Raw genomic sequence first — 11,115 nt, 5'->3', positions numbered from 1 at the left:
GTCCCGGTGCCCCCGCCCCCGCCCGCGCTCGCCACGGCCCGCCCGGTCGCGGACAGTACCCAGGCCGGCAGGTCCAGGTCCGAGCCGAGCAGGTCCAGTACGACGTCGGGCCCGCCGCCCGCTGGGCCGGAGGACATCATGCGCCGGTGCCGGTCCACGACGGCCGCCAGGTCACCGGCCCGCTCGGTGGAGACCTGCCGCACCACGTGTTCGGTGAGGGTGGCGAAGGCGACGTCCTCGACGACCGCGAACAGCGGCAGCCGGTGCCGGGCACAGGCCACGACGAGGTCGTCGGGCACCGTGCCGAACTCGGCCTCGCCCGCCGCCAGTCCGGCGACCCCGGCGGCCACGAGGATGCGCACGAAGGGCTCGGAGTCGGAGGCGGCCCGGTGCCAGGCCAGACCGGTGAGCACCAGCTCGCCGCCGGAAAGGTAGCGGCTGGGGTCGCGCAGGTCGGTCGTCATGACTCCGCGGACCGTACGGTCCAGCTCGTGCTCCCCCCCGAGCAGGCGGAGACCGAGGGAGCGGTTCTCCAGGAGTGCGCGCAGCCGCATGCTGTTCCTCCTGGTCGGGGCCATTGGCGTGGAGCGGATCCGGGTCGCCGGTGGATCGCGCGAGTGATCAGCTCTCCGGCGTTCGTTCGAATCTACAAGACGGGGCCGACGACCGGGCGAGCGCTTCATGGTTTCGGTGACTGCCCCCCGCTGGGCATGCATCGGTCTACTGAGACATGACGGCCCGCACCGGGCGATCGGACGACGAACGGCCTGCCCGGACGACCTGGACGACCTGAGCGAATCGAGAAGCCACCAATGGAGTTCCTGCGCCCCGCCGGCTGGGAGGAGGCGCTCGCCGCGAAGGCCGAGCACCCCACCGCTGTGCCCATCGCGGGCGGCACCGACGTCATGGTCGAGATCAACTTCGACCAGCGCCGCCCCGGCCACCTGCTGGACCTGAACCGCATCACCGAGCTGCACGAGTGGGAGGTCGGGGCGGAGGACGTGCTGCTGGGGGCCTGTGTGCCGTACACGCGGATCATCGAGCGGCTGGGCACGGAGCTGCCGGGCCTCGCGCTGGCCTCCCGCACCGTCGGTTCTCCGCAGATCCGCAACCGGGGCAGCGTCGGCGGCAACCTCGGAGCCGCGTCCCCCGCGGGTGACTGCCACCCCGCGCTGCTCACCGCCGGCGCCGAGGTCGAGGCGGAGTCGGTGCGCGGTACCCGCCGCATCCCGGTCGAGGACTTCTTCACCGGGGTCAAGCGCAACGCGCTGGCCCCCGACGAGCTGATCAAGCGGGTGCACATCAGGAAGGCGACCGGACCGCAGCAGTTCTCCAAGGTCGGCACCCGCAACGCCATGGTCATCGCCGTCTGCGGCTTCGGTATCGCGCTGCACCCGGGGACCCGCACGGTGAAGGCGGCCGTCGGCTCCGCGGCGCCGACCCCTTTCCGGGCGACTGCCGCCGAGGACTTCCTGACCGCGGCGCTGGCCGAGGAGGGCTGCTGGGACAGCGGCGGCGCGGTGCCGCCGTCCGTGGCCCGGCGGTTCGCCGAACTGTGCTCGGCGGCCTGCAATCCCATCGACGACGTACGCGGCACCGCCGCCTACCGTCGGCACGCGGTCGGCGTCATGGCCCGCCGGACGCTGGGCTGGGTCTGGGACGGCTACCGCGCGGCCGGCACCGGCACCGGCCCCCGCACCGCCCGTACCGACGAAGGAGGCGCCCAGTGCGCGTGACATTCACCGTCAACGGACGGCAGCACGAGGCCGACGACGTGTGGGAGGGCGAGTCCCTGCTCTACGTCCTGCGCGAGCGGATGGGCCTGCCCGGTTCGAAGAACGCCTGTGAGCAGGGCGAGTGCGGTTCCTGTACGGTCCGGCTCGACGGCGAGCCGGTCTGTGCCTGCCTGGTCGCCGCCGGTCAGGTCGAGGGCCGCGAGGTGCTCACCGTCGAGGGGCTGGCCGACCACGCCAGGCAGCGTGCGGGCGCGGGGCACAGCGGTGGCATGAGCGCCGAGGACCGGCTCTCGCCCGTGCAGGAGGCGTTCATCGACGCGGGCGCCGTGCAGTGCGGGTTCTGCACCCCGGGGCTGCTCGTCGCCGCCGACGAGCTCATCGAGCGCAACGCACAGCCCTCCGACGCCGACATCCGCGAGGCCCTCTCCGGGAACCTGTGCCGCTGCACCGGCTACGAGAAGATCCTCGACGCGGTGCGGCTCGCCGCGGCGCGTGCGGACAGTGCCGACAGTACGGACAGTACGGACGGGGTGGCCTGAGATGACCGACGCGGCCCGCACCTTCCCCACCACGATCACCCAGACCAGCCCCACCAGGGGCGGCATCGGCGAATCCACGCTGCGCCCCGACGGCACCCTCAAGGTCACCGGCGACTTCGCCTACTCCTCCGACCTGTGGCACGAGGACATGCTCTGGGGCTGCACCCTGCGCAGCCCGTACGCGCACGCCGAGATCCGCTCCGTGGACATCTCCGAAGCGCTCAAGACGCCCGGCGTGTACAGCGTCATGACCCACGACGACCTGCCCGCCACCACCCACTTCGGGCTGGAGATCCACGACCAGCCCGTGCTGGCCAAGGACCGGGTCCGCTACCACGGCGAGGCCGTCGCCATCGTCGCCGCCGATCATCCGGAGACCGCGCGCCGCGCCGCCGCCAAGATCCGCGTCGAGTACGCAGAACTCCCGCCCGTACACGACGAGGAGAGCGCCACCGGCGCGGGTGCGACCGTGCTGCACCCCGGCCGCGACGACCACCACGCGGCGCACGTGTCGCACCCCAACATCGTCCACCGGCAGCCCATCGTGCGCGGCGACGTCGCGGCGGCGAAGGCGGAGGCCGACGTCGTCGTCCGCCACGACTACGAAGTGGGCATGCAGGACCAGGCCTTCCTCGGCCCGGAGTCGGGCCTGGCCGTACCGGCCGAGGACGGCGGCATCGACCTCTACATCGCCACCCAGTGGCTGCACGTCGACCGCGACCAGCTCGCCCCCGTCCTGGGCCTCCCCGCCGACAAGGTGCGGCTGACCCTCTCGGGCGTCGGCGGCGCGTTCGGCGCCCGGGAGGACCTGTCCATGCAGGCCCACGCGTGCCTGCTGGCGATGGCGACCGGCAAACCCGTCAAGATCGTCTACAACCGTTACGAGTCCTTCTTCGGGCACGTGCACCGTCACCCCGCCAAGCTCACCTACGAGCACGGCGCCACCCGTGACGGCAGGCTGCTCTACATGACGTGCCGCATCGTGCTGGACGGCGGCGCGTACGCCTCCTCCTCCCCGGCCGTCGTCGGCAACGCGGCCTCGCTCAGCGTCGGCCCCTACGTCGTCGACAACGTCGACATCGAGGCGCTCGCCCTCTACACCAACAACCCGCCGTGCGGTGCCATGCGCGGCTTCGGTGCGGTACAGGCGTGCTTCGCCTACGAGTCGCAGATGGACCGGCTCGCAGAGGCCCTGGAGATGGACCCCGTCGAACTGCGGCAGCGCAACGCCATGTCGCAGGGCGCGCTGCTGCCCACCGGCCAGCGGGTCGACGCCCCCGCCCCGGTCGCCGAGATCCTGCGCCGGGTCAAGGCGCTGCCGATGCCGCCCGCGAAGCAGTGGGAGAGCGGTGCCGCCGGCGGGCAGCCGACTGGCGGCACGGGCGTGGACGTACGGGCGCTGCCCGGCGGTCTGTCCAACACCACCCACGGCGAGGGCGTGGTGCGCGGCGTCGGCTACGCCGTCGGCATCAAGAACGTCGGCTTCTCCGAGGGCTTCGACGACTACTCCACCGCACGGGTGCGGCTCGAAGTCGTCGGCGGCGAAGCCGTCGCCCTCGTGCACACCGCGATGGCGGAGGTCGGCCAGGGCGGCGTCACCGTACACGCGCAGATCGCCCGCACCGAACTGGGCGTCTCCGGCGTGACCATCCACCCGGCCGACACCCAGGTCGGCTCCGCGGGCTCCACCTCCGCCTCCCGGCAGACCTACATGACGGGTGGCGCGGTGAAGAAGGCGTGCGAGGCCGTGCGGGAGCGGGTGCTGGAGCGGGGCCGGGCCACGCTCGGCAGCCACCACCCCGCCTGGGCCGCCGCGGAACTCCTGCTGGAGGGCGGCAAGATCGTCACCGACGGGGGTGAGGTGCTCGCCGCACTGACGGAGGTGCTGGGGGAGGAGGCGTTCGAGGAGGAGGTGGAGTTCCGGCACCGGCCGACCGAGCCGTTCGACCTCAAGACCGGGCAGGGCTTCGGACACGTCCAGTACTCCTTCGCCGCGCACCGTGCCGTGGTCGAGGTCGACACCGAACTCGGCCTGGTCAAGGTCGTGGAGCTGGCCTGTGCCCAGGACGTCGGCAAGGCGCTGAACCCGCTGTCGACCGTCGGGCAGATCCAGGGCGGTACGACGCAGGGCCTGGGCCTCGCCGTGATGGAGGAGATCGTCGTCGATCCGGGCGCGAAGGTGCGCAACCCCTCCTTCACGGACTATCTGATTCCCACCATCCTCGACACCCCCGCCATCCCCGTCGATGTCCTCGAACTCGCCGACCCGCACGCCCCGTACGGGCTGCGCGGCGTCGGTGAGGCGCCGACCCTCTCCTCCACCCCCGCGGTCGTCGCCGCCATCCGTGCCGCCACCGGTCTCGCCCTGAACCGGGTGCCGGTACGGCCGGAGCACCTGACCGGCACGTAGGCACTCAACCGCTCAACCCTCAACCGCTCAATTGCTCACGTTCGTCTCGGGCCGTCCCCCGGGTCGTGCACATCCCCGAAAGTTGGGAGTCAGCACATGACCCAGTCACGAGTGGAGCCGGAAACCCCGGCTCAGGACGCGGCGGGCTCCGGCCCGCGCCCGCCCGCCCGACGGTCCCGGCTCGACCGGTACTTCCACATCTCCGAACGGGACTCCACTCTCGCCCGTGAGGTGCGCGGCGGCATCACCACCTTCATGGCGATGGCCTACATCGTCCTGCTCAACCCGGTGATCCTCTCCGTCCCCGACGCGGAGGGGGCCACTCTCGACGCCGGCCAGGTCACCACGGCGACCGCCTTCGCGGCGGCGGCGACCACCCTGGTGATGGGCATCGCCGGCAACGTTCCGCTGGCGCTGGCCGCCGGGCTGGGCGTCTCCGCGGTGCTGGCCTTCCAGGTCGCCCCGGAGATGACCTGGCCGAACGCGTTCGCCATGTGCGTCATCTACGGCGCCGTGATCATCCTGCTCGTCGTCACCGGCCTGCGGCGGCTCATCATGGACGCCATACCGGCGGCGATGAAGCACGCCATCACCATGGGCATCGGCCTCTTCGTCACCCTCATCGGCCTGGTCCAGGCCGGCTTCGTCACCAGCATGCCGGGCCCCGGCGGCGTCGCCGGCGCCAAGCCCGTCCAGCTCGGCACCAGCGACCTGCTCACCGGCTGGCCGGTGCTGTGCTTCGCCGTCACCGTGCTGCTCATCTTCGCCCTGCAGGTACGCCGGGTGCCCGGCGCGATCCTCATCGGCATCGTCGGCGGCACCGTCGTGGCGGGGCTGGTGCACCACTTCGCCGGGCTCGGCAAGAAGGACTGGGGCGGCCGGAACGCGCCCGAGATCTCCGGGAGCCTCGTCAGCACCCCCGACTTCGGCCTGTTCGGCAAGGTCTCCTTCGACGGCATGGCCGACGTCGGCGCCGTGACCGTCGGCGTCATCGTCTTCACCCTCGTGCTGGCCGGCTTCTTCGACGCCATCGGCACCATCATCGGCATCGGGCAGCAGGCCGGGCTCGCCGACCGGGAGGGCCGGATGCCGGGGCTGAGCAAGGCCCTGGCCATCGACGGCGCGGGCGGCGTGGCCGGCGGCATCGCCGGAGCCTCCGGGCAGACCGTCTTCGTGGAGTCCACCGCCGGGGTCGGCGACGGCGCCCGTACGGGCCTCGCCAGCGTCGTCACCGGACTCGGCTTCTCGCTGTGCCTGTTCTTCACCCCGCTGGCCCAGATCATCCCGACGCAGGTCGCGGCGGCGGCCCTCGTCGTCATCGGCGCGATGATGATGACCAGTGCCCGGCACATCGACTGGAACGACCCGGCGACCGCGATCCCGGTGTTCCTCACGACGGTGCTGATGCCCTTCACGTACTCCATCACGGCGGGCATCGCCGCCGGCTGCGTCTCGTATGTTCTGATCAAGGCCGTCCAGGGCAGGTGGCGTGAACCGGGCCGGCTGATGTGGGTGCTGGCGGCGGTCTTTCTCGCCTACTTCGCCCTCAGCCCCATCGAGGGCTGGCTGGGCGTGCGGTAGCCGCCACGTCCGTACGTACCGACGAAGGAAGCACCAAAGATGCTGGACATCGCCGCTGAACTGCACCGCTGGTGCGAGGAGGGGCGCGACTTCGCCGTCGCCACCGTCGTGGCGGCCGTCGGCAGCGCGCCCCGGCCACCGGGTGCCGCGCTCGCCGTCGACGGTGCCGGGGAGGCGATCGGCAGCGTCTCGGGCGGCTGTGTGGAGGGCGCGGTCTACGAGCTGTGCCAGGAGACCCTCTCCTCCGGCCGCGCCGTGCGGGAACGGTTCGGCTACAGCGACGAGGACGCCTTCGCCGTCGGGCTCACCTGCGGAGGCGTCATCGACATCCTGGTGACGCCGGTACGGGCGGGCTCCGAGGTACGCGCGACCTACGCCGCCGTGCTGGCCGCCGCCGCGCGGGGGGAGGCGGCGGCCGGCGCCCGGGTGGTGGCCGGCCCGGACGAACTGCTGGGCCGCGCCCTGTACGTACCAGCCGAGGGCGACGCCTCCGGCACGCTCGGCGGCTCCGCCGCGCTGGACACGAGCGCCGTCGCGGAGACCCGCGCCCTGCTGAACGCGGGCCGTACGGCCACCGTCGAGACCGGCGCGGAGGGCGGCCCCCCTGGCACGGGAGCCCGCGCGGCGGCCGAGGGGAGTATTCCCGACTGCGGCCCCACGGTCACGCTGCTGGTCGAGTCGAGCGCCCCGCCACCACGGATGCTGGTCTTCGGCGCGATCGACTTCGCCAGCGCGCTGGTGCGTACCGCCGCGTTCCTCGGCTACCGGGTCACGGTCTGCGACGCCCGCCCCGTCTTCGCGACCCGGGCCCGCTTCCCCGAGGCGGACGAGGTGGTCGTTCAGTGGCCGCACCGCTATCTGGACTCCCAGCAACTGGACGCCCGTACGGTCGTGTGCGTCCTCACCCACGACGCCAAGTTCGATGTCCCGCTGCTGGAACGGGCGTTGCGGCTGCCGCTCGCCTACGTCGGCGCGATGGGCTCCCGCCGCACCCACCTGTCCCGGCTCGCCCAGCTGCGCGATGCGGGCCTCACCGAGCCGGAACTGGCCCGCCTGCACTCGCCGATCGGGCTCGACCTCGGTGCCCGTACGCCGGAGGAGACGGCGCTGTCCATCGCCGCGGAGATCGTCGCGTCCCGCCACGGCGGCAGCGGCCTCCCCCTGACGGGCGCCCACACCCCCATCCACCACCCCGCCCCGTCGGGCGCGGTCAGGTGAACCCCCGGCCGGTTCACGTCGTGTGACGCGCGATCACGCGGCGACGGGCCCGTGGTGGCGTCCGTCGAGCAGGGCAAGGCCCACCGCTGTGATGGCGTGATGCACCGCGTTGCGCCGGCGGCTGCTGGAGATCAGACCCGCGCCGCGCAGCACGGACGCGTGCTCGCTGGCGGAGGAGAGGGAAACCCCTGCCCGCCGGGCCAGTTCGCTGGTCGTGCAGTCGCCGCCGACGGACTGCAGTACGGCGGTCCTTGTGTGCCCGAGAAGCCGGGCGAGATGGGCGGTGTCCGCGTTGTCGGCCAGTGACGCCGTGGGTCCTGTCGAGTGCGTTGTCGTGGCCGGATACACGAGCGTCGGCGGCAAGGACGTGTCGGCCAGCGCGACAGGCGTACGGCGGCAGAAGTACGACGGGATCACGAGCAGCCCACGGCCTTCGAGCTGGAGGTCACGGTCGACGGGGTACTCGCACTCCAGCACGGGCGGTCGCCATCGGATGCCGTGTCCGAAGGTGCGGAGCATCGCCTCGGTGCCTCTGTACCACTGGGTGCGGGCGAGCTGAGCGCGGTCGGCTTCGATCCGGGCGCGGAGGCGATGCCACGTCGCGCCCAGGGCGATGCGCTGGTAGTCGCGCAGCGCCGTGCCCAGTCGGCTCAGTGCCGGCGCGGCACCCTCCCCGACCGAACGGGTCCAGGGATCGAGGGGGCCGTTTGCCCCCAATCTGCCGATCTCACTGCGCAGTTGGCTCCGAGGTGTCGAAAGCAAGGCGTCCAGCCCGGCCTCGAAGCCTTCGGCGGCTCCGGCGGGTGTGAGGAAATCGGGGCAATAGCCGCGGGCGGGAACGAGCGGAATCAGCAGACGCAGCGGCTCCGCGGCCTGCTGTGCGACGTGCTTCCGCCAGTCGGCCGGAACAGAGTCCGGCCGGCGCTCCTGCATTCGATGCAGGCTCAGGACGGATTCCCACAGCGGATCCGGTCCGTCGGCGATCCGCGTACGGGCCAGGTCTCCGGAAGTGAAATGTACGCGCAGCATGTGTCCCCCGATGTACCAGACGTGCTCGCCGCTTCAGCCGAGCGGCCTCTCGGCATGCAGTGACCTTGCTGTCCCGTTCGGCGCTGCGGCAAGGCGAACTCGGGACTTGGGACAACGGGACATCTCGCGACGTGTGAGCTGCTAGTTTTGTTGAATGTGGGACGAGTTGACTCGGCGTCCCACAGCTCACGGGGGTAAGGGGGGCCGCGATGTCGTCCGGTACGGGAACACCTGGACTGTTACCGCTGGCGGAACAGCTGGAGGAGCTGAAGCAGCGCAGCGGACGCAGCTACGCCGCGCTGGCCCATCGCACGGGCCTCAGCCGATCGACACTTCACCGCTACTGCCAAGGCGCCACTCTGCCGGGCACTTTCGGGGTGGTCGAGTGCGTCGCCCGCGTCTGCGGCGCCAGTGAGGCGGAGCTGGACCGGCTCTACCGGGCGTGGCGCTCGGCGATCGCCGCGCAGGAGCAGGAGCAGGAGCAGGAGCAGAAGCAGGAGGGTGAGGCGGAGCCGGACCTCCAGGACCAGGCGGTCGCGGAGGAGGGCGGCACCCCCGTTCCGCTGCGTACGTACTTCCTGCTGCGGGCGGCGGCACTGCTGGTGGCCTTCGTCGTCACCTCGACGGTGACTGCGACCTCGTATGTGGGCGGCTGGGCCGACAACGTCGCAGCCGGTACCGACGCCGGTACCGGCAGCACAGCGGGAGGCCCGGAGTCCGACGAGCAGCAGCCCGAGGGGCCGCTCTGGTCCGTGGCGCCGCGCCCGGTGGACCCGGAGTTCTTCGGTCAGACACTGAACACCGATACCGGAGAGATGCCCGGCTTCCGCACCGGTGCCGTGCGGCTGTGGAACAGCAACACCCGCTGGGGCGGCATCGAGCGCCGGCGCCGCCATTACGACTGGACGATCCTGGACCGGATGGTCAAGAGTGCCGGACGGGACGGGCTGCCGGCCCTGTTCACTTTCGGCGGCACACCCCTGTGGGCGGCCCCGGACGGCCGCAAGTCCGCCTTCCCGGACTCGATGGCCTCGCCTCCCGACGACCTGGACGACTGGGACCGCTTCGTCGAGAAGGTCGCCCAGCGCTACCGTGACCGCATCGAGTCGTACGAACTGTGGGACTACCCCAGCGACCGGCATCACTACGCCGGAAGCCTCACGACACTCGCGGACATGGTCGAGCGGGCCTCCAGGATCATCCGCCAAGTGGATCCCGGGGCGGTGATCGCCTGCCCGTCCTTCGGGGGACTGTGGACCAGGCAAGGTCTGGAACGGCTGCGGAAGTTCGCGCGGACCGGCGCCTACGAAAGCTGCGACGTCGCGGCGCTGAAGCTGCCTCCCCGCAGGCCCGACGGCCGTCCCGAGGAGATCATCGAACTCGCTCGCACTGTGCACCGCATCTTCTACGAGGACGGCATCGCCAACATCCGGCTGTGGAACACCGGTCCGGACCGAGACATCGGTGTGGCTCCGCCGCTGGAGGCCCGGCGTGCCCGCGACTACGCGGTGCGCTTCTACCTGGCGGGGCTCTTCAGCCGGCCGTACGGCATGACGAGGATGTACTTCTACAGCTGGGGGAGCAGGGACCTCCCTCTCGTGGTCCAGCCGGTCGGCGGGCCCCCGACGGAGGCCGGGCGGCGGATGGAAGGCCTCATGGAGTGGCTCGACGGCGCCAAGATCGCCTCCTGCGGCCGCGGCGCGCAGATGGGCCTGGCGGAGGGTGCGTACACCTGCCGGTTCGAGCGCGCGGGCAAGCCGCTGGATGTGCTCTGGACGACGCGGGGGCGCGCCGAGGTGACTCTGGAGAAGGGCGCGTACCGCCTGCGTCACCTGGACGGCAGGAAGGCGGGAGTCCGCGCAGGTGAACGGATCGGCTTCGACGAGGAGCCGGTGCTGATCGAACACCGGTGAATGCCGGCGCGGCCTTCCTGTACGGAACACGGCGGTGCTGTTTCGCCCCCGCCCGGAACACCTGGTCCGCCGCAGCGGCATTCGGGACCTTGGATCCGTCAGGGGGAGCACCGGCCCGGTAAAACGGTGCGGATCGGAGAGAATCATGCTTGCGCCGAAGAAGGTCCTCGTCGGCATCGGGGCCGCCGCGTTGATCGCCACCGGCGGCGGCGTCACGGCCACGGCCGCGCAGCCGGTCGCCGACACCACCAAGCCCACCGCCTCCACACCCGGCCAGCACGCACTCGGCAAGGGCGGCTATTCCAAGGCCAGTCGCAGCTACGCCTACGGATCGGCCAAGTGGACGTGGAAGGGCGCCGGCAAGACCAGCGGGATCAGGGTGCACATCAACGACAAGAGCTGCCGTGACGGCTACGACACCTTCGCCTTCATGCAGTTCAAGTCCGCTCGCAACGGTCAAGTCATCACGGGGAAGAGCCGGGTCCGGGACTACAACCGGAACTGCAAGGGCAACGGCGTCACCCGCACGATCCCCGCCTTCACGGACGGATTCGACGTCCGGTACGCCCGCGTGCGGGTGTGCAAGAACGATTCGTGGGGCAGCGGAGACACCTGCGCCAAGGGCGACTGGCACCGCAACCCCTACGCGTAAACAGCACGGCCCCTACGTGCCCGGCTCTCCCTCGAAG

9 protein-coding genes are annotated in these 11,115 nt (G+C 71.5%); 7 read left to right on the top strand and 2 right to left on the bottom strand.

Features of this window, described 5'->3' with window-relative positions; genetic code table 11:
* Positions 1-554 (bottom strand): PucR family transcriptional regulator ligand-binding domain-containing protein (locus tag ACRDP3_RS28565; RefSeq protein ID WP_431519923.1); only part of this gene is annotated, 554 nt, incomplete at its 3' end.
* 258 nt (positions 555-812) lie between these two features.
* Here ACRDP3_RS28565 and ACRDP3_RS28560 point away from each other — a divergent pair.
* From ACRDP3_RS28560 to ACRDP3_RS28540, 5 genes are all read left to right on the top strand, one after another.
* Positions 813-1,736, top strand: coding sequence for an FAD binding domain-containing protein (locus ACRDP3_RS28560; protein WP_431519922.1), 924 nt, complete (start codon positions 813-815; stop codon positions 1,734-1,736).
* A complete protein-coding gene (locus tag ACRDP3_RS28555) occupies positions 1,727-2,275 on the top strand; it encodes a (2Fe-2S)-binding protein (protein ID WP_431519921.1) in 549 nt (182 codons plus the stop codon). Before ACRDP3_RS28560 ends, ACRDP3_RS28555 begins: the two co-directional genes overlap by 10 nt.
* A 1-nt stretch (position 2,276) precedes the next feature.
* Positions 2,277-4,685: a xanthine dehydrogenase subunit D gene (gene pucD / locus ACRDP3_RS28550; protein WP_431519920.1), complete on the top strand. Its 2,409-nt coding sequence runs from the start codon at positions 2,277-2,279 to the stop codon at positions 4,683-4,685.
* Between the two features lie 96 nt (positions 4,686-4,781).
* Positions 4,782-6,266, top strand: coding sequence for an NCS2 family permease (locus tag ACRDP3_RS28545; protein WP_431519919.1), 1,485 nt, complete (start codon positions 4,782-4,784; stop codon positions 6,264-6,266).
* 39 nt (positions 6,267-6,305) lie between these two features.
* Positions 6,306-7,484, top strand: a complete 1,179-nt coding sequence (locus tag ACRDP3_RS28540; protein WP_431519918.1) for an XdhC family protein — start codon at positions 6,306-6,308, stop codon at positions 7,482-7,484.
* Positions 7,485-7,517: 33 nt separating this feature from the next.
* Here the strand turns inward: ACRDP3_RS28540 and ACRDP3_RS28535 are convergent, their stop codons facing one another.
* Entirely contained in the window at positions 7,518-8,513 is a 996-nt protein-coding gene (locus ACRDP3_RS28535) for an ArsR/SmtB family transcription factor (protein WP_431519917.1), read from the bottom strand.
* Positions 8,514-8,722: 209 nt separating this feature from the next.
* Here ACRDP3_RS28535 and ACRDP3_RS28530 point away from each other — a divergent pair, with 209 nt between their 5' ends.
* Together ACRDP3_RS28530 and ACRDP3_RS28525 are read left to right on the top strand one after the other, a co-directional pair.
* Positions 8,723-10,426, top strand: coding sequence for a helix-turn-helix domain-containing protein (locus tag ACRDP3_RS28530; protein ID WP_431519916.1), 1,704 nt, complete (start codon positions 8,723-8,725; stop codon positions 10,424-10,426).
* 145 nt (positions 10,427-10,571) lie between these two features.
* A complete protein-coding gene (locus ACRDP3_RS28525; RefSeq protein ID WP_431519915.1) occupies positions 10,572-11,078 on the top strand; it encodes a hypothetical protein in 507 nt (168 codons plus the stop codon).
* Positions 11,079-11,115 lie beyond the last annotated feature (37 nt).

It is taken from the genome of Streptomyces sp. (genome assembly GCF_050698815.1).
Lineage (GTDB): Bacteria > Actinomycetota > Actinomycetes > Streptomycetales > Streptomycetaceae > Streptomyces.
This window is presented reverse-complemented; position numbering and strand designations above follow the sequence as displayed.